The following is an 18689-nucleotide window of genomic DNA, read 5'->3' on the forward strand; positions in this document are numbered from 1 at the left end:
AGAACGGACGATGACATCGGTGTCGGTTCCGGTCGGTGCGCCGCCGCCATCGCTGCGGGCAGGCGCCTCCGGTCGCACACGGGTCGAGCGGAGGGGTTGGCTGTTCGTCGCGCGCGGCTCCGGAATGCTGGTCATCGACACGGTCCGACTCGAACCCGCGTGGCGCGGTTACGGTCTCGGCACGCTGTGCGTGGGGATGATGATCGAGCGCCTGGCCGCCGGCCGCCGACTGGTGGTCCTGCGGGCGGCGCCGGCGGAGCGTCGCACCGCGAAGGGCAAGGTGGTGGATGAGATTTCCGCCGCCGAGCGTGACCTCGCCGTTGCGAAGCTCGGCCGGCTGTGGTCGCAATTGGGTTTCGAACACTTCAAGGACGAGGTCTGGGTGCTCGACCTCGGACTGGCCACCTTCACGAAGGCGATGGACCTGGTCCGGTCCCGAGTTGGTCTGTCGCGCTGATCGTCGAGCCGGCAGGGCGCCGGTCACGGCACAACGGGTCACACGCTCCAGATCGTGATGGTCGCGGTTACCGTGCCAGGTCGCCGACCCCGCCGATCGACCGGGCGCGTCCGCGAAGCGGGACGGGTAGGGCGTTCCCGGCGTGGCGCAGTGTGGTCAGTGCGTGGAGGTCGGTGAGCACGGGGTAGTCGAAGGGCGGTGGCAGGGTCCGACCTGCTCGGGTCGCGAAGTGAAGCCACCGTGGTCCTGCTGTTGCGCGGTCAGGTAGGCCTGGGCCCGTCCGCCGTCGGTCGTCAAGCCGACGGCAGCGCTCCAAGCGCGCACCTGCCGTTCGGCGTAGTCCCAGTCGGGGGCGGCAGGTGCGCGGCACGACGGTGATTCATCCGTCGGCCGGCACGGTGGTCGATCGCTCGACCGTGTGAACCCGCCCAATCACGCTGCTCGCGAACCGACCGCCCGCCACACCCAACGTGCGTCCCGACTGCTCAACGACCCTTCCGGCGGAGGGAATCTGCTCAGCCGTCCTGACGTTCTCACAGCATGGCCGCGGTCGTCGGGGCGGAAGCCCCGCTGGTGGGTGGGTGGCGCACGGTCGGGTGGAGTGCGCTCTCTCCTCCAGCGGTCAGGCCTCGGTCATGCCTACGTTCGTTCGCAGGTCGCCGGGCAGGCGACCGCCGCTGTGGTCCGGGTAGGCGGCAGCGGCGCTGAACGGACTTGTAAGGGGATTGCAGTGGTGACAACGACGAAACGGGGACGCGGCCTGCTTGTGGCGGTGGTGGCCGTGATGGTGTGCACGGCGGCCACCGCGCCGGCCACCGCTCAGGAGCCGGCGCGGGCGGAGCCGGTGTCGACGGTGTTCTTCGGCGACTCCTACGCCGCCAACTTCGGCATCGCCCCCATCTTCGGAGCCTGGGACCTGAACGAGTACTACTGCTTCCGGTCCGAGGAGAACTACCCGGCGGTGGCGGCCCGGGAACTCGCCGAGCGGGGCACCACGCTCGACGTCGCCTCCGACCGGTCCTGCGGCGCCGCGCTCCTCGAGCACTTCTGGACCACGCAACTCTTGCCGAAGGGCAAGAGCAAGCCGCCCCAACAGGAGGCCCTGGGCAGCGAAACCAGGCTGGTCGTCGGCACCCTCAGCGGCAACACCCTCGGCTTCGTCCAGATCCTCCAGCAATGCTCCCAGACCTTCCGCAACCTGGACCCGGTGCTACCCGGCGACCCGGTCGACCCCGGCGACCCCGCCGAGCACTGCGCTGCCTTCTTCACCACCGGCGACGGCAGGCAGTGGCTCGACTCCCGGTTCAAGACGGTCGAAGACGATCTGCAGACGTTGTTCGGCAATATCGTCGAGCGTTCACCGGCCGCCAAGGCCGTGCTGGTCGGCTACCCGCGCATCGTGCCCGACAACTTCGTCAAGTGCGAGATCCCCGCACCAGGGCGAAAGTACAAGCCCCTAGCCGACATCCCGACCGACGCCCTGCCCGTGTTCGACAGCGTCCAGGAACGCCTCAACGACCTGATGCGCGTCAAGGCCGACGAGGCCGGAGCGGTGTTCGTCGACCTCTACGCGGTCACCGGCGACAACACCGCCTGCGACGGCGACGACCGCGGCATCGGCGGCCTGTTCGAGACATCCCAGGTCAAACTCCTCGGCGTGCCGCTGCCCTGGCTCCTGCACCCCAACACCCGCGGACGCGACATCCAAGCCCACCACGTCGCCACCGCCATCCAGCACATCCTCAGCGCGTGAGCCCACCGATCCCCACCGGTTCTTCGACCACCTCCGCGCCGGAGCGGCGGCGTATGCGGCGCGGACCCACTGGCCCACACAGGGCCGCCGAATTGCGCCCCGCCGTCACGCAAAGCTGGACCTTCACCCGAACATCCCGAGCAGTGCACGGCTCGGGGGATCTTCACACGGACGAGCGATCGACCACCGCGCTCCGTCGGCTGGACGATCTCCTGTGTGCCGCACACGTGCAACGCCGAGTGGGATGCCGCTGAACGGCAGGTGCGAGAGTGGGGCACCCGCGTCGGCCTGGCCACCGGCGGTGACGGTGAGCACCGGTTGGCCAGGATGGGTCACGGCCGGATGGCCGGTTGGTTGGCGCCGGAGGCCGATCGCTTCGACCTGGGTCTGCTCGCGCAGTGGAGTGCGTTCATCGCGTTCGTCGACGACGGCATCGACCACGAGCAGGCCGGACCAAAGCAGGTACGGGAACTGCTCGACCAGCTGATCGGCGTGCTGGAGCACACCGACGTGCCGCGCGCACATCCCGCCGTGGGGGCGCTGGCGGAGCTGTGGCCGCGCACCCTGGCGTCCGCCGCGCCCGGCTGGGCATCCCGGTTCGTGCGGCTCTACCGGCAGTTCGCCGACGCCACCCACACCGAAGCCGAGCTACGCGCCACCGGCCGACGGTTGGGACTGGCGGACTACCTCGTGCTGCGCAGGCACACCATCACCGCCTTGCCGACGATCGCCGTGGTCGAACGCGCGCTGCCCGAGCACACGGCCCTGGACGACCTGCGGGACATCACCGCCGACATCATCGCGTGGGCCAACGACATCGCCTCCGCCAAGCGGGAACTGGCCGAGGGCACCGAGAACCTCGTCGGCGTGCTGGCCCGCGAGCACGGCTGCGACCTGCCCGAGGCCGCCGCGAAAGCACGGGCGATGCTGGCCCGGCGCATGGACGACTTCGACGCCGCCACCGGCGACCCCGACCGGATCGCACTACTGCGCCACGTTCGGGACAGCGCGCTGGCCTGGCAGGGCGAGACGCACCGCAACGCGCCCGGCGCTGCCTGGCACCGGCCAGCGCGGCATCACGCCACTGACACGGCGCTTGGCGGTCGCGGTGCGCGGCACGGGCGCGGTGGACGACCGGTGCGGCAGCCGCGTGCCGGAATCGGCGCTGCTGCTGGCCCTGCTGCGCGGCAACAACTCCCACCCACGCCAACAGCAGCAGCTTACGGACTTCCTGCGGCAGCGGCGATCCGACGCCGATGACGTCGACGCCCTCCTGATCGACGCGTGCCTGGCCCCTCAGGACACCGCACCTCACGCGGGCGACCGCGCCGCCGCCCTGCCCGCGACGGTCAGCCGGGGCACCGCGGGCCGGGGCCGGCTGAAGAAGGTCATGCTGCGCACCGTGCTGCACCTGCTCTGCGGCGCGCCACTCGATCACCGGGACACACCGCCGGCCGTGCCACCGGACGGCATCACCACCTTCACCGACGTGCACCTGCTGGCCACCAGGATCATCCACGCCCACGCCAACGGACGCCCGCACGCGGTCTCCGGCCCCGAACGCGACCGACCGGTCGACCTGCTGCGCGGCAGTCGCAACAGGCTGCTGTAGGAAGCCAGCGCCACCACCCACCTGCTCGGCCTGCACGCCGTGCACACCTACCGCCCGAAGGACCGGGCCGTGACCGACGGGCTGCTGCGGTTCACCCTCGCGCTCAACGACGACGGCGGGATGCCGTTCCTGGACAGCCAGGACCTGTGGCTGACCGCCGTGGCCGGGCTGGAGTTCGTCCACCACCCGGACCTCGCGCCGCTCACCCGACGGATGGCCGCGTTCGTCGCCTCCTGGCAAGCACCCGACGGCGGCTGGCCGTTCGCCACCGGCATGCACCAAACCGACGTGGACACCACCACCAGGTGCATGGAATTCCTGCACGTCGCACCCGACCGGTACGACACCGTGCTGGCGAACGCCACCAGCTACCACACCGCGATGGCCGGCGTCGACGGCGGCTTCCCGACCTGGGTGCGCGGCGACGCCCCGGACCTGGACATGACCGCGGGCGCGATCCTGGCCCTGGCGCCGGAGCGGGAACACCACCGCGGCCCGCTGGCCCGCGCGGTGGACTTCGTGCTGGCCGCCCAACTCCCCGACGGCACCTTCGAACGCAGCTGGACCATCAGCGAGTCCAGCGCCATCCAGCGAGTCCTCGACGCCCTGCACGCCGTGCCCGAACTCGCCGCCGACCACCGGGCCGCCGCCGCGGTCGGCCGTGCGATCGCCCGGCTGGTCGCCACGCAGCACCCCGACGGCGGCTAGGGCCACACCGAGGACCAACCCAGCGACGTGCTGTCCACCGCACAGCACTCTCGGCCATCGGGCACGGCGCCCCCGGCACCACGCTGCGCGCCCTCGCCTACCTCACCGCACGGCAGGACGACGACGGCGGCTTCACCTCACCCCCCGACCAGGTCGGGCCCAGGCCGCTGCCGTTCGACTACCCGGTACTCACCGACCTGCACACCCTCACCGCACTGCGCCGCGCAACAACCGCCCCTCGACGGACCTGACGGACCACCGAACCGGGCGGTGTGCCGAGGTGAACGGCCGGAGATGACGGGCCGAGCGGCGGCGCCTGCGGAGACCACTGCCACCGCGGATAGAGCCCGACGACGGTTCGCGGGGTGCGGTCCACGGCCGAGGACCGGGCGGCGGGAACGGCAACGACTACGACTGCTCGTCGAAGTACCAGAGCTGGTCAGGGTCGTCGAAGTCGCACTTCCTCAGGCGCGGGCTGATCTCGCGCCCGTCGTAGGTCCACCCCGCGTATGCCCCTCCTCCGACCTCGCACGGGTTCCGTGCCGCGCCACCGGGGCCTTTCGTGGCAGTTCCGGGAATTCGACCGGCGGTAGTGCCGGGTTCGGGAGGCATGGTCGGTCGGAGCGTCGGCGGGTTGCCGCGCGGCCGGTCACGACACGTCACGACCATCCAGCTCGCCCAACCACCCCTTGACACCCGGGATGTCGCCACGGTGCATCAGCTCGGAGAACGGTGGTGATCATCCGTAGGGCCGGCGGCGTCAGACCAGCCGGTGTACGCGGTGCAGAACCTCCTCGAGGAACTTCGGGGCTGGTGACCCGATGCGACGGGCGGCGATGAGGTAGAGCAGGGCGTTCTTCTTGTTGCCCGTCGCCAGCCCGGCTTCGACGACCTGGTCGAGCTGGTCCACCCAGCCGGCCCACTGCTCTTCGAGCAAGGGTTCGAGGGTGTCTTCGAGCACGGCGTAACGCGCGTGTGCGGCGGTCTCGGGGAAGTCCTCCTCCTCGTCGGCCTCCAGGTACGCCAGCATCTTGCGGTTGTCGGCCGCGTCCTTGCGGGCCTGCGTGGTGACGTCCTGCTCCGAGCGCCCGTTACGGCGCATTCGTGCGCTGTTGTCCTTGTCACCGTCGAACATGGCGTAGCAGGGGACGCCCAGCTCAGCCAGGACGGCGTGCCCTAGCATGACGCCGTACTTGCCGCCCATGTCCACGACGGTGATCCCGCTGCCGAGCAGGGAGGTCACGGTCGACTTCTCTGCCAGGCCTTCCAGCACGGCCTTGTCGCTGGTGCCTTCGACCAGCACGGCGGCGTTGGAGAACAAGGCCTCGGAGAGCTTGGTGGCGGCGACGGCGTCGAGTTGGGAACTGACGTTGTGGTGGTAGCCGGACAGTCGCTTCTCCACCTCCGCGATCGACGTGGACCGCACCGACACCTTGGGTGCGTGTCCGTCCGCGGCTCGCGCCTCCCTGGTGATGCGCCGCACCTGGTCGAAGTTGCCCGCGTCAACGAAGTAAGGGCTGTGGGTGGCGTACGCGATCTGGATGTTCTGACTCGAGTCATCGGCGAGCTTGCGCAGCACTGAAGCGAACGCGCGGGCCTGGACGGGGTGCTGGAACAGCTCGGGTTCCTCGATGGCCAGGCAGATGGCGCCCTCTCCCCTGCTCGCCATGCCGCGATCGGCAAGCAGATGCAGGGCGGAGACCAGCAACGTGCGCTGAAAGCCGTGCCCCTGCTTCTCCACCGGAGTACCGATCTTGGAGTCCATCACCGACAGGGTGAACTGCGTGCGCGGCGGTTTGATCTCCTGCTTGGCCGCCTGCACCACCACGGTCCTGCCCACCGTGAACTGGCTCACCGACGTGGACAGTGCGGCGGACAGGTCCTCCAGCTGCTGCCTGAAGTTGCGGTCGAAAATCTCCTCCTGGCGCGCCTCCACCGACGCCGTCAGTTCGCGGATGTCCTCGTCGGCCGCCGACCGGTCCACGGTCCGCTCCAAGATCCTGCCGATCAGGGCAGTGCGACCGTCCCGCGACTCCTCGCTCGCACGCATGTCGGCGCTCACGAAGACGTAGTCGAACAGACCTGACATCACCGCCTGCCCGGCGAAGCCGAACAGGTTGGTCACGGTCACCGCCGAGTCCTCCAGCCTGTTCGAGTTCTCCAGCTCCCACGTCTTCAGCGCCTGCTCGCAGGCGTCCTTACTCCTCCACGCAGGCAGTTCCAAAGCCGGGTCGGTGGCACGGAGCTCCTGGTAGAGCCGCTTCATCTCGGTGGCACTCGGCGCCTTGCGGACGGCATCGAAACCGGGAAAAGTCCGCGCGTTGCCGCTCATCATCTCCGAGCCGTCCACGTCCCGGATCTTCCAGATCACGCACCGGTCGGACTCCACCGTGACGTGCTTGCCCAGCCTGTCCCGATCAGTCTCGGTGAGACGGTCGAACTCCACCTCCACCGACACCTTGCCGTCGGTGCCGTGGGTGCGGTCGTCGTCGACGAGATCGGATGCCTTGGCACCGTTGAAGAACCAGTCCAGCGCTCGCAGAACAGTCGACTTGCCCACGCCATTCGGACCGATCAACGTCGTCACGTCGTCGAAGTGGACCTCGACGTCCTCCAGACAGCGGAAGTTCTTGATCCGAACTCTGGCGATCCTCACCGCGGGCGATTCCCAACTCTCGTCACAGCAGACAGCCGGGCAGATGATCACGCCCGGCACGTTGTGGATCACATCGACGGGAACGCGATCTTCGCTACACGATCGATCCCCCTTCACCCGAAAGAGTGAAGGGGGATCGAATCATCGGAGGCTTTCGCGTCGGAGGGATCGCTGCAGCGCGGTGGTACCGGATCCGATCCCTCGCACCCGGTACCGCCCTTGGTCAGAGCAAACTCAACCAGTAGCTCCAGAAGGCCTGCAGGACCAGTAGCACGATCGCCGCGTACCAGACGGTGAGGATGACGCCGTGGTAGCCGGTCGCGAGAGCTGCGAGCCGTCGTGGTGCGGGGAGATGTCCCTCGCCGAGGTTGTGCACGGTGATGTACCAGAACACAGGGATCGTTACGGCCCATACGATCATGCAGTAGGGGCAGAGTGCGCCGATGACGTAGAGGCTCTGGTAGATCAGCCAGTGCACGAAGACGACGCCGAGGAGCGTCCCGGCCTGGAGCCCGAGCCAGAACCAGCGAGGCAGTGAGCCGCCCGCGAGGACCACGACGCCGATGGTGACCACGATGGCGAAGCCGACGATCCCCAGCAGCGGGTTGGGGAACCCGAACACCTCGGCTTGGGCGGTGCGCATGATCGAACCGCAGCTGAGGATCGGGTCGATGCTGCACGTGGGAATGTAGTCGGGGTTCTTCAGCAGGGTGGTCTTCTCGACGGTGAGCACGAATGCGGCGACCAGGCCGACTGCTCCCCCGGCGGTGAGCACCCAGGGGAGCAGTCGGGTCGTGAAGGCCGTCGGGTTCACTTGGTGAGTTCCCGGTCGATCACGGCCTTGAGCGCCTCGTAGGTGGGGTTGCCCTGGAACATGGTGCCGTTGACGAAGAACGTCGGGGTTCCCCGCACGTTGAGCGCGACCCCGTCGTCCCAGTCCTTGCGCACGCGTTCCCGTACGGCCGGGTCGTCGAGGTCTGTCTCGAACTTGGTCACGTCCAGACCGAGGGCTTGGGCGAACCCGACGAACGCCTCCCGCTGGGGCTCCTGCTTCTCGCCCCAGGTCGGTTGCGTCTCGTACATCGCCCGGTACATCAGTTCGAGCTTGCCCTGCCTGCCCGCGGCCTCCACCGCGCGGGCGGCGAGTTCGGCGTTGCGGTGGCTGGGGATCGGGAAGTACCGCATCACGAACGACACGCGGTCGCCGTACTCCGCCCTCAGCTTCTCGACGCCGGGGAACGCCGCCCGACACGCCTCGCACTCCAGGTCCAGGAACTCCACGACGGTGACCTTGGCATCGGCGGTCCCGGACAACCGGTGACTGTCCGGGCGCACCAGCTGGGCGGACGTACCGACATCCGGCTGCCCACCCGCCGTGGCAGGTGGCGTGTCGTCGGGGCGGTTGAGCAGCGCGAACGCTGCGACGACCGCGACCACGACGGCGATCACGACCAGTGAGACCTTCGCGTTCTTCGTCATCTTCAGTTCCACTTCGGTTGCTGTGGCAAGTCGGTATGGGGGTGATGGCCTGCGGAAATGGGCTGAGCGGGAGCGCGACCGCTTCCCGCCGGAGGGACCGGTGGCAGGCAGGCCGCGCCGGCAGCTCGGTGATGGTGAGCCAGGTTCCGAGCACGACCACGACGTGGCAGGGACTGATGTCCCACTCCTGTGGAGGTGCGGCTCGGCAGCGTGGATCAGCGGCGACACTTCGCTCGCCCGGTATGCGTCGGGATGGGAAGGCACGGCTGCTGCGCGCAGCTCCGTCAGGCGCGACCACGTGCCAGGGCTGCCGCCCTGGACGTACGAGTCGCTCCTATGTGCGCAATATGCAGAGCTGTGCCAGGCGGGGCGCTGGGAGGTGCACCCGGGGCAGCGAGACGGCGTGCAGTCGCACCGCCGCGTACAGCAGCGCGAGTGGGCGGCGCAGACCAAGAACCGCCAGCAGGGCGGCCACGAGCAGCATCAGGCAGGCGCCGATCGCGCCGCCGCGATGCGCGGGAGCCTCCTCCGTGCGGAGGCCGTCCAGCGGTTCGTCCGGGTGGGCGTCCACGACGGAGGTGGCTGCTCCGGTGGGGCAGCACTCCGCAGGCGGGAAGCCGGCCGCGCACGCCGAGTTCTGCAGCAGCACGATCCCGATGACGGCGACGAGCACGGCCAGGAACCGCACGAGCTTCACTCGCGCAGGGGTCTCCGGGCCCGTCGTCGACACGCTCCCAGGTTAGCCACCGCCTGTCGTGCTGCTGTGAACCTGGCGGGCCGTGACATCAACGGATGTTGATATGAGTCTTGCCGGCCATATCAACAGGTATTAGTTTGTTGATGTGAGCGATGAGCGTGACACCTGCGATCTGCTGTGCTTGGACCTGCCCCACGCGGAAGAGATCCGAGCCGGCCTGCCCGAGCTGCCCGCGGTCGAACAGGCAGCCGTTGCGGCCCGCGCGTTGGGCGACCCGACCCGGTTGACCATCGCCGCGGCCCTGCTGTCGGGCACCGAGCTGTGCGTGTGCGACATGGCGTGGGTGGTCGGGCAGGCACAGAACCTGGTGTCGCACCACCTGCGGCTGCTGCGCACGGCCGGTCTCGTGACGGCCCGACGGGACCGCCGCATGGTCATGCACTCGTTGACCGAACGCGGCCGTTCCCTGGTCATCGCGGTGTTGGGTGACAACGAAGTGCCCGTCGAGCGCGACAAGGTCGATGTGAAGGGCAGAAGCCATGTCTGACGCGTGCTGCGGTCCCCAGGAGGAGCAGCCGACCGAGGCCGAGGCAGACCACGGCCCACAGCGGTTGTGGCAGGTCCGAGAGCTCCAGTTCGCCGCCGGCGCGGCCGCACTGCTCGTCGCGGGTTGGCTCATCGGACTGACGGGCGCGGAGCGGATCGGCACCTGGCTCCAGCTGGCATCCGCGGTTGTCGGTGCCGCGACGTTCGTGCCCGGCGCGCTGCGCAACGTGCTGCGCCGCAGGGTGGGCGTGGGCACGCTGATGACCATCGCCGCGATCGGCGCGGTCGCCCTCGGCGAGATCACCGAGGCGGCGATGCTGGGCGTGCTGTTCTCCATCGCCGAGGGCCTGGAGCACTACGCCATCGCCCGCACCCGTCGCGGCCTGCGCGCGCTGCTCGGCCTGGTGCCACCTACCGCGACCGTGCTGCGCGACGGCACCGAGGTGCGCGTGTCGCCGAACGAGCTGGTGCTCGGCGACCGCATGGTCCTGCGGCCCGGGGAACGCGCGGCCACGGACGGTGTGATCCGCGCCGGGCACACCAGCCTGGACCTGTCGGCCATCACGGGCGAGTCGGTCCCGGTCGAGGCCGGTGTCGGCGCCGTCGTGCACGCCGGGGCCATCAACGGCGGTGGCGCGATCGAGGTCGAGGTGACCGCCTTGGCGGCGGACTCCTCGTTGGCCCGCATCGTCCACATCGTCGAGGAGGCTCAGGAGCGCAAGGGAACTGGGCAGCGCCTGGCCGACCGCATCGCCCGCCCCCTCGTCCCCGCGATCATGGTTCTCGCGGTGGCCATCGCCGGGTTCGGCGCGCTGCTCGGCGACCCGATGCTGTGGTTGGAGCGGGCGCTGGTGGTGCTCGTCGCGGCCTCCCCGTGCGCGCTGGCGATCTCGGTGCCGCTGACCGTGGTGGCCGCCGTCGGTGCGGCCAGTCGCCAGGGCGCGCTGATCAAGGGCGGCGCGGCGCTGGAAGAACTCGGCCGCATCGGCACCGTCGCGTTGGACAAGACCGGCACCCTGACCCGGAACACCCCTCAGGTCGTCGCCGTCATCGCCGTCGAGGGCGGCTCACGCGACGACGTCCTGGACGCCGCGGCCTCGCTCGAAGCACGCAGCGAGCACTCACTGGCCCGCGCCGTCCTCGCCGCAACAGGTGAGGTGAGCCCCGCGGAGGACGTTACCGCCGTCCCAGGCCACGGCCTGCGTGGACAGCGTGACGGCACTTCCCTGCGCCTGGGCAAGCCCGGCTGGGTCGACCCCGGTCCTCTCGGCGGCGAGGTCGAGCGGCTCCAAGCGGCCGGTGCCACCGTCGTGCTGGTCGAGCGGGACGACATCCTGCTCGGCGCGATCGCGGTCCGCGACGAACTGCGCCCCGAAGCCGGCGAGGTGATCAGCCGATTGCATGAGCTGAACATCGGCACCGCGATGCTCACCGGCGACAACACCCGCACCGCCACCGCCCTGGCCACCCGCGCCGGCATCACCGAGGTCCACGCCGAACTGCTGCCCGAGGACAAGGCGTCCCTGGTCACCCGCCTGCGCAACGGCCGCGGCATCGCCATGGTCGGCGACGGCGTCAACGACGCACCCGCCCTGGCCACCGCCGACGTCGGCATCGCCATGGGCGCTATGGGCACCGACGTGGCCATCGAAACCGCCGACGTCGCGTTGATGGGCGAAGACCTCCGCCACCTGCCCCAGGTGCTCGCCCACGCCCGCCACGCCCGCAAGGTGATGCTGCAGAACGTGGGCCTGTCGCTGGCCATCATCGGCGTGCTCATCCCGCTGGCCGCGTTCGGCGTGCTCGGCTTGGCCACCGTGGTCTTCATCCACGAGTCCGCCGAGGTGCTGGTCATCGCCAACGCCATCCGAGCCGCCAAGTCCACGCCACTGCCCGAGGTAGTGGTCGAGACGCCCGCCGTGCCACAGGCGCTCACCCTCACGACCACGCCCGCCAAAGGCGGATCCGGATGCTGTGACGCCTGCTGACGTCGACACCGTTCCCACTCACCCACGAGCATGCGGGAACTGATGCCGCACCCTCACCGGTCGGTGCCGACGCTGCAATGAATGGCGGCATGTCGGAAAGTGAGCGCATGGTGCCGAGCACTCGGCTCGCACCATGCGCTTCCGACAGTCGACTGGCCCCTCGCGGAGTTCGCACCTCATCATCGAGGACGACGCGGACCCGCAGGCCGTGCTCGAACAGGCGCAGTCCCTAGAGGCCGGCTAGTACCACCCTCCAACACGCCACCTTGCAGGTCGAGTCGCAGGACGCGGTTCGCAGCTGCCACGAACTCTCCTGGTGACCGATGATCTGTTCTTGGCGGTGGGTTCGGATTGCGAGCCTTGGTGCACCGACGTCGCACCGGGTCGTCGGGCTTCCGCGGGATCAGCGGCCGTCCCGGCTCGGCCGAGTGGACGGGCGGAGTGTTGTTCATCGCGGCCGTCGTCGTGGGCATGCTCGCCCCGGTGCTGCAGATGTTCGACGTACTGGCGCCGTTGACGTTGCCGGCCGCCGTCAACATCGCGGGTGCCGTGATCGCAGCGATCGGCACCGTAGCGACCGTGGCTGCTCAGGAGGCGATGGGCGCGTCCTGGCGCGTCGGCGTGGACAGCCACGGTGCCGCTGGTGAAGATGCCACCACGGTGTCCACGAGCCAACGCCCACGCCGAGCGGTTCGCCGGACCGTCCGACGCGAAGTCACGACCACCTGCTCATCCTCAACGAACACCATCTGCGAGCGGCGCTGTAGCGCTACGCGAACCACTACAACCACCATCGACCACACCAAGCCCTACAACTCGCACCACCACGACCGGACCGGCCGATCGCAGAGTCGAGCTGCACGTCGATACGTCGCCGACCGGTCCTACGGCCTCATCAACGAGTACGAAGCCACAGCCGCCTAACCGCAGGTCGAACTACGTGGCCGACTTTCGGGCACCCCACAGGCTCCTCCAGCCGACCACGATGACGGTGCACCAGCTTCAGGTCGTGGACGACGAGCTACCCGAGTGCGCTCACGAGCTCAGCATGGACATGATCGCCGCGTTCGAAGGCGTCATCCCGTGTGATGAACGGCGCAGACCGCCCGAGCGGGCCGATGCAGAGGTATTGCGTTCGCGATGGTGGTGTGAGTTGTGGGTGCTGGTCGATGCCCCGTGGCGGCAACCAGCCACCAGTGTGGATCCGTGTACTGCACCCGGCCGTGACCGACCGACGCGTCCTTGACTCAGTGGTGGTAGGCGTGGACGACTGCATGTCCGCGGCCACGGCCGATGAGCCACTTGTTCACCGGCACCGTGACGACGAAGGCAACCGCGAAAGCGAACGCGAGCGCACCCCAGAACAGCACGCTGGCCAAGCCCGCTTCCATCGCACCGGGCACCACCAGCATCACACCGTTGTCAATGACCTCCATGACGATGATGGACACGGTGTCCGCCGCCAGCGCGACCTTCAGCGCCTGGCGGAAGCCGACACCGGCCTTGAGCACGCCGCGCATCGTCAACGCGTAGCCGAAGACGAAGGCCAGCGCGACGGCCAACGCGATCGTGGCGAGGCTGCCCCAGCCCAGCGCCGTACCGATCACCATCCCCAGCACTTCACCGATGGCGCAACCCGTCAAGCAGTGCAGGGTTGCCGAAGCGGCCATACCCCAACTGACACCTCCGGCATGAGCCTGATGACCCTCGTGGTCCTCGTGCCCTTGATGGGTCGCATGCCCATGCTGGTGCCCGGAATCACTCTCGTGACTGTGCTGGTGGTGCTCCTGCTGCATGTCAACTCCCCGAATTATATACCCCCAGGGGGTAAGCGAGAGCAGGCTAACACGCCCGGCCGGAACATCCAGACCCTGTGTGATCAACCACATCAGCCCAGAGTCACGGCACCGGACCAGTCATCGGCTGCACCTTGACCGGACGTCGCCAGCCCACCGCCCACGGACCCGTCGGAAATCCATACCGCGTGCCGGACCAGACGGTCCACTTGACCCACTCGAACACCCAGCCCTTCACGGCCGACATATTGATCGACAGCCAATCTACTAGGCAAGTCAGTTCTTCAGCCCACCCGCCCACCGCGGTCGGATTTACTCCAGCGACCCCGAACCGACCGGCGCGCCGCACCTCGTCACCAAGCCAGCCTTGACCATCTGCGCGATTCGATTTGACGACAGGTGGTTGCACCGTCGAACCATCTGGTTGTACGGTCGAACCATGCAGAGCGGGGATCTGGACGCCGCGCAGGAGGCCCTGATGCGGTTCGTCCGCAACTTCGGCCTCCACCAGCCCGACAGCACTCCGTGCGGACAACCGCTGCCGGTGTCGGAGGCGCACGCCATGGTGGAGATCGGACGCGAGGGACGGCTCCGCCAAGTCGAACTGGCCCGGCGGCTCCGGTTGGAGAAGAGCACCGTCAGCCGACTGGTCACCAATCTCGTCAACCGCGGTTGGGTGCAGCGGGAGACCGCCGATGGCGATGGTCGCGGCGTCCTGCTGGTACTGACCGACAGTGGCGGGACCGCGGTGGCCAGGCAGGCCGACGCACGCCGTGACCGGCTCACCGCCGTCCTCGACCGCATTCCCGACGACCAGCGCGGTGCCGTGGTGCGCGCGCTCCAAATCCTGGCGGAGGCCTCCGTTGAACCGTCCTGACCGTCGCCACGCACGCCGCGCCCTGCTCTTGGTGGTCGCCGCCGCCGCGCTGAGCAGCGGTTGCACCGACTCGTCCACGTCGATCGGTTCCAGCAGTTCCAGCCGAGAGGCCGAGGTGGCGGAGCGTGGCGCGTCCGTGATGCCGTTCGACCTTGAACGCACCACCCACCGGTTCTCCAAGGCCGACACCGGCGGCGTGCAGACCGTGGTCGCCGACGACGCACAGGACAACACCCAGATCAGCCTCATCCGCGAACACCTGACTGCGGAGGCGGAGCGCTTCCGCCGCGGCGACTTCACCGATCCGGCGAGCATCCACGGCGTCGAAATGCCCGGCTTGGACACGCTGCGCACACACGGTGGGCGCATCACCATCGACTACGAAACCATCCCCGACGGCGCACGGATCACCTACGCCACCGACGACATCACGCTTCGCGACGCCCTGCACCACTGGTTCGACGCCCAAGTCACCGACCACGGTCGGCACGCCACCAGCTAGCGCATTCACGACAGTTCGTCGACGGCGCGGATCTAGACCTGGACGGCGACGGCATGGGCGGCCAGGCGGGTCAGGCCTAGCGGGTTGGGTGCCGCGAGCACCAGTCCGATCGCGGTCCGCGTGTGAAGGCGGAGCGAGCTCGGTATCGCGGATCCACCTCGCCGACGAAGAGCGAGGGGCACCCGGCGTGTCCAACATGGGCGTCACACCTGGCTCAGGGGTGTGCCTCAAGTATCCGGTGACCACGTCCAAGTTGGCTACTAAGCCACATAGTCGATATGGTCGCATTGCCGTTACCCCTGAGCAGATGTCAATCCCCTCGAATCGTGGAGACGGTGTTATGCCACTTCGGCCCTGACCTGGGCCGCTGACGCTGTCCGGGCTCGTGCCACCCGGTGCTCGAACGGGATCGGGGCCAGCCAGTCGTTGGCACTGTGCCTCCGGGTGGTGTTGTAGAAGTCGGCGATCCAGGTCGCGATCTTGATGCGGGCCTCGGCGCGGGTCCGGAAGTGTTGCCGGTGTACGAACTCGACCTTGAGCGTGCTGTTGAACGCCTCGGCCGCGGCGTTGTCCAGGGCGCATCCGACCCGGCCCATCGACGCGGCGCACGAGGTCCCGGGCAGCCGCCCGTCTGCCCTGTCGGGTCAGCGACCGGCGCCGTTTCGGCGGTCGTCCTGCCAGGCCGAGCTCGGCCATCCGCGCCGCGACGGTGTTCTCCGAGATGACCCAGCCGACCTACCGCAGGTCGCGGGTGATCTGAGGGCTGCCGTAGGTACCGCCCGAGTCGGTGAACAGCCTGCCGATCTCCTCGTCCAGCCGCGCCCGCCGTTGATCACGCCCGGTCGGCTTCCGGTTGATCCACTTGTAGAACCAGGACTGCGAGACCTCCAAGGCCCGGCAGGCGATGCATGCGGGACACCGAAGGCGGTCCTCTGGGACGCGATGAACTCCGCCACGATCACCGGTCCATCGAGTCCTTCACCCACAGGACCACCGAGCGCTTGAGGACATCACGCTCCATCTCCAACTCGGCGCGTTCCTTCTCCCACCGCGCCCGCTCGGCCCGCAGCCGCGCCAACTCCTCGCGCTCGGCGGAGCCCAGGGGCCCGTCGTCCCGCCCGGCCTGTCGGTCGGCCTTCACCCAGTTGTGCAGGGTGTACGCGCTGATCCCCAGATCCCGCGCGACCTGCGCGACCGGCTTGCCGGTCTCGGCCACGATCCGCACCGCGCCCGCACGGAACTCCGGCTCGAACCGGCGTCTCTTGTCTCCCACGACCCAACCATCCCTCTTGGTTCAGGTCTCCACGCTACGAGGGGAAGCACACCCGCAGGCCGCGTTCGGTTCGTCGCGGCATCACGTCGGCAGATACCTCCTCGGTTGGGCGATGGCCGGCTCTCAGAACCAGGCCGGACGGTACAAAGAAGCCGAGGACATTACTACTATGATGTTTAGTAGATCGAGAGGGCGGGGTGCGACCATGGTCGGGCTGTGGAGTTGGCCTCGTGCACTCGTCGGCGGAGCACTCAGCGCCGTTGCGGTCGGCGTGCCGACCGATGTCATGGACAACCCGCGGGGAAGTTCGCTGCTCGGTGCGCCGGCCATCGGATGCCCGATCTGCATCAAGGTGGTCATCGCACTCTTGGGCACGTCCGGCGCGCTCGGAGTGCGGGCTTCGGTCCAACCTGCGCCGGCCTTGGCTTCACTGATCGTCCTGGCGACCGCCGTGGTCGTCCGCTGGCGCCTACGCGGCTGCACGCCGGGCGATCGGCGCGCCGTGCCAGGCTCCTCCCACAGCACCTGAACCGGTTGTCACCTGGGGACGGGGCGACCCTCGCGCTGGAGCCCATAACGCCTACTATGCGTAGTAGTACCCTGATCCGGCAGACGGATCGCGCACTGCACTGCGTCGAGTGGCGCACTTGCCGAGGAGGACCAATGCGACGCAGGATCCAGGTGCTCGCTTGCCTGGCACTGGCGGCGCTGGCCACCGCATGCAGCCAGGCAAACCCGCAGGAACCCACCGCGACATCCGGCGCTGCGGCGACCGGGTTGGCCCACGTGCACGGCCTTGGCGTGGATCCCGCGGACGGCACGCTGTACGCGGCGAGCCACTACGGCTTGTTCACCGTGCCCGAAGGCGGGAAGGCCGAGCGGGTCGGTGACCGCATGCAGGACACGATGGGCTTCACGGTCGTCGGGCCGAACCACTTCCTCGGCAGCGGCCACCCCGACCCGAGGGACGCAGGCAAGGTGCCGCACCTCGGTCTCATCGAGAGCACCGACGCCGGGAAGAGCTGGCGGTCCGTGTCACTCGAAGGTGTGGCCGACTTCCACTCGCTGGAGGCCAAGCACGGCGCGGTCTACGGCTACGACAGCCAGACCGGGCAACTCGCCGTGACGTCCGACCAGCGAAATTGGGACCGGCGGGGCCAAGTGGCCATGGCCGACTTCGCGGTCAGCCCGACCAGTTCCGACATCCTCTTGGCCGCCACCGAGCAGGGACTCGCGCGCAGCACCGACGGTGGACGCACCTTCACGCCGCTCCATGGCGCTCCAGTCCTTCAATTGGTCGACTGGCCCTCCGAGGCGAGCATCGTCGGCGTTGCCCCCGATGGCGCAGTCAACGTCAGTGCGGACGGTGGGGCCAGCTGGATCCGTCCGGGTCAGGTACCCGGAAAACCGACCGCTCTGGCCACCAACGGCCCGGCCGGGGTCTTCGTGGCCACCACCACCGCGATCCACAGCTCGACCGATGGCGGACGCACGTTCACCCAGCGGCACGCGCTCAACTGATCGCCACGCCGTGCGTCTGCAACCAGGCCAGCGGGTCGGCCTTGCGGCCGCTGGGCTCCCACACCTCGAAGTGCAGGTGCGGGCCGGTCGAGATACCCCGGTTGCCCACCGTTGCGATCAGATCGCCGGCCATGACCCGCTGTCCGACGCGGACCGCGTAGCTGTCGATGTGCCCGTAGACGGTCGTGGTGCCGTCCGGACGCTCGATTTTCACCCACAAGCCGAAACCACTCGCGGCCCCTGCCTCCCGGACCACGCCGTCCGTCGCGGCGTAGATGGGCGTGCCGATCCGGTTGGCGATGTCCAGCCCGTAGTGGGTGGTGCCCCAACGCGGCCCGTAATTCGACGTGATCACGCCCCACACCGGCGCGACGACCTTGGGTCGGCGCGCCTCCTCCTCGGCCAGCCGGGCCTGGCGTTCCGCTTCGACCCGCTGGTCGTCGATCCGCTCGGACTTGCGCAACTTGCCGACCTCGTCCTGGGCCGGCTTCGCCACGAGCAGCACTCCCGGCGGCGCGGCCTGACCGCCGGCCCCGGTGAAGTTCGCCGCCGCCAGCGGGCGGATGTCACCCGACGCCATCCCATCCGTGGGCGACAGGATCTTCGGCGAGTCCAACACCGCTGCCGCAGCGGCTCCGATCACGATTCCACCCGCTACGACGACCACTCGGCGACGGGACACGCACAGCCTCTTCCGCTCGGGACCAGAAGACCTTATCAACTACCTAGTAGTGTGTCGCTGCTTAGTTCTGGCATATTTGGGTGGAAGAGTGGCGTCTGGCAGGTCCGTGCATCTGCCAGACGAGGATGGTTGTGGTGCCTTC

21 protein-coding genes are annotated in these 18689 nt (G+C 68.8%); 12 read left to right on the forward strand and 9 right to left on the reverse strand.

Annotated elements, in window-relative coordinates; all coding sequences use genetic code 11:
* Positions 1-10 precede the first annotated feature (10 nt).
* The 5 genes from ADK67_RS41785 to ADK67_RS41805 all read left to right on the forward strand — a co-directional run bounded on the left by ADK67_RS41785 (position 11) and on the right by ADK67_RS41805 (position 4530).
* Positions 11-457 (forward strand): hypothetical protein, encoded by a 447-nt coding sequence (locus ADK67_RS41785; protein ID WP_157621523.1) that lies wholly within the window; start codon positions 11-13, stop codon positions 455-457.
* 733 nt (positions 458-1190) lie between these two features.
* Positions 1191-2210 carry an SGNH/GDSL hydrolase family protein gene (locus ADK67_RS41790; RefSeq protein ID WP_197289880.1) on the forward strand — a complete coding sequence of 340 codons (1020 nt, stop codon included), beginning with the start codon at positions 1191-1193 and terminating at the stop codon, positions 2208-2210.
* A 216-nt stretch (positions 2211-2426) separates the two neighbouring features.
* The gene (locus ADK67_RS41795) at positions 2427-3470 is read left to right on the forward strand and encodes a terpene synthase family protein (RefSeq protein WP_053722136.1); all 1044 of its coding nucleotides are present in this window, start codon (positions 2427-2429) and stop codon (positions 3468-3470) included.
* Positions 3361-3822 carry a hypothetical protein gene (locus ADK67_RS41800; RefSeq protein ID WP_053722137.1) on the forward strand — a complete coding sequence of 154 codons (462 nt, stop codon included), beginning with the start codon at positions 3361-3363 and terminating at the stop codon, positions 3820-3822. The genes ADK67_RS41795 and ADK67_RS41800 overlap by 110 nt, the downstream gene beginning before the upstream one ends.
* 69 nt (positions 3823-3891) lie before the next feature.
* A complete protein-coding gene (locus ADK67_RS41805; RefSeq protein WP_053722138.1) occupies positions 3892-4530 on the forward strand; it encodes a prenyltransferase/squalene oxidase repeat-containing protein in 639 nt (212 codons plus the stop codon).
* A gap of 760 nt (positions 4531-5290) precedes the next feature.
* Here ADK67_RS41805 and ADK67_RS41810 read toward each other — a convergent pair.
* The 4 genes from ADK67_RS41810 to ADK67_RS41825 all read right to left on the reverse strand — a co-directional run bounded on the left by ADK67_RS41810 (position 5291) and on the right by ADK67_RS41825 (position 9395).
* Positions 5291-7303: an ATP-dependent nuclease gene (locus tag ADK67_RS41810; protein WP_082404645.1), complete on the reverse strand. Its 2013-nt coding sequence runs from the start codon at positions 7301-7303 to the stop codon at positions 5291-5293.
* A 106-nt stretch (positions 7304-7409) separates the two neighbouring features.
* Complete coding sequence (locus tag ADK67_RS41815; RefSeq protein WP_053722140.1) at positions 7410-8000, reverse strand: vitamin K epoxide reductase family protein; 591 nt, start codon at positions 7998-8000, stop codon at positions 7410-7412.
* Entirely contained in the window at positions 7997-8665 is a 669-nt protein-coding gene (locus tag ADK67_RS41820; protein WP_053722156.1) for a DsbA family protein, read from the reverse strand. The genes ADK67_RS41815 and ADK67_RS41820 overlap by 4 nt, the downstream gene beginning before the upstream one ends.
* A 334-nt stretch (positions 8666-8999) precedes the next feature.
* Positions 9000-9395, reverse strand: coding sequence for a hypothetical protein (locus ADK67_RS41825; RefSeq protein ID WP_157621525.1), 396 nt, complete (start codon positions 9393-9395; stop codon positions 9000-9002).
* Positions 9396-9507: 112 nt separating this feature from the next.
* Between ADK67_RS41825 and ADK67_RS41830 the strand changes: the two genes are divergently transcribed.
* The 3 genes from ADK67_RS41830 to ADK67_RS54315 all read left to right on the forward strand — a co-directional run bounded on the left by ADK67_RS41830 (position 9508) and on the right by ADK67_RS54315 (position 12820).
* Complete coding sequence (locus tag ADK67_RS41830; protein WP_053722142.1) at positions 9508-9909, forward strand: ArsR/SmtB family transcription factor; 402 nt, start codon at positions 9508-9510, stop codon at positions 9907-9909.
* Positions 9902-11896, forward strand: a complete 1995-nt coding sequence (locus ADK67_RS41835) for a heavy metal translocating P-type ATPase (protein WP_053722143.1) — start codon at positions 9902-9904, stop codon at positions 11894-11896. The genes ADK67_RS41830 and ADK67_RS41835 overlap by 8 nt, the downstream gene beginning before the upstream one ends.
* 441 nt (positions 11897-12337) lie before the next feature.
* Positions 12338-12820, forward strand: a complete 483-nt coding sequence (locus tag ADK67_RS54315; protein WP_053722144.1) for a hypothetical protein — start codon at positions 12338-12340, stop codon at positions 12818-12820.
* A gap of 323 nt (positions 12821-13143) precedes the next feature.
* Here the strand turns inward: ADK67_RS54315 and ADK67_RS41845 are convergent, their stop codons facing one another.
* Positions 13144-13692 (reverse strand): DUF4396 domain-containing protein, encoded by a 549-nt coding sequence (locus ADK67_RS41845; protein WP_082404651.1) that lies wholly within the window; start codon positions 13690-13692, stop codon positions 13144-13146.
* Positions 13693-14131: 439 nt separating this feature from the next.
* Here ADK67_RS41845 and ADK67_RS41850 point away from each other — a divergent pair, with 439 nt between their 5' ends.
* Positions 14132-14569 carry a MarR family winged helix-turn-helix transcriptional regulator gene (locus ADK67_RS41850; RefSeq protein WP_053722146.1) on the forward strand — a complete coding sequence of 146 codons (438 nt, stop codon included), beginning with the start codon at positions 14132-14134 and terminating at the stop codon, positions 14567-14569.
* Positions 14556-15071, forward strand: coding sequence for a hypothetical protein (locus ADK67_RS41855; protein WP_053722147.1), 516 nt, complete (start codon positions 14556-14558; stop codon positions 15069-15071). Before ADK67_RS41850 ends, ADK67_RS41855 begins: the two co-directional genes overlap by 14 nt.
* A gap of 338 nt (positions 15072-15409) precedes the next feature.
* On the opposite strand, the gene ADK67_RS53105 is transcribed toward ADK67_RS41855, so the two are convergent.
* From ADK67_RS53105 to ADK67_RS41865, 3 genes are all read right to left on the reverse strand, one after another.
* Complete coding sequence (locus ADK67_RS53105) at positions 15410-15667, reverse strand: integrase core domain-containing protein (RefSeq protein WP_053722148.1); 258 nt, start codon at positions 15665-15667, stop codon at positions 15410-15412.
* A 139-nt stretch (positions 15668-15806) separates the two neighbouring features.
* The gene (locus tag ADK67_RS53110; protein ID WP_197289881.1) at positions 15807-15962 is read right to left on the reverse strand and encodes a transposase; all 156 of its coding nucleotides are present in this window, start codon (positions 15960-15962) and stop codon (positions 15807-15809) included.
* 67 nt (positions 15963-16029) lie between these two features.
* Entirely contained in the window at positions 16030-16344 is a 315-nt protein-coding gene (locus ADK67_RS41865; RefSeq protein ID WP_053722149.1) for a transposase, read from the reverse strand.
* 205 nt (positions 16345-16549) lie between these two features.
* On the opposite strand from ADK67_RS41865, the gene ADK67_RS51825 reads away from it, so the two are divergent.
* Together ADK67_RS51825 and ADK67_RS41870 are read left to right on the forward strand one after the other, a co-directional pair.
* The gene (locus tag ADK67_RS51825; protein WP_157621527.1) at positions 16550-16873 is read left to right on the forward strand and encodes a hypothetical protein; all 324 of its coding nucleotides are present in this window, start codon (positions 16550-16552) and stop codon (positions 16871-16873) included.
* 134 nt (positions 16874-17007) lie between these two features.
* Positions 17008-17865: a F510_1955 family glycosylhydrolase gene (locus ADK67_RS41870; RefSeq protein WP_053722150.1), complete on the forward strand. Its 858-nt coding sequence runs from the start codon at positions 17008-17010 to the stop codon at positions 17863-17865.
* Here the strand turns inward: ADK67_RS41870 and ADK67_RS41875 are convergent.
* On the reverse strand, positions 17858-18508 hold the full coding sequence (locus ADK67_RS41875) for a M23 family metallopeptidase (protein WP_231648620.1): 651 nt from the start codon (positions 18506-18508) through the stop codon (positions 17858-17860). The genes ADK67_RS41870 and ADK67_RS41875 overlap by 8 nt on opposite strands.
* Between the last annotated feature and the right edge of the window lie 181 nt (positions 18509-18689).

This window comes from Saccharothrix sp. NRRL B-16348, from assembly GCF_001280085.1.
Lineage (GTDB): Bacteria > Actinomycetota > Actinomycetes > Mycobacteriales > Pseudonocardiaceae > Actinosynnema.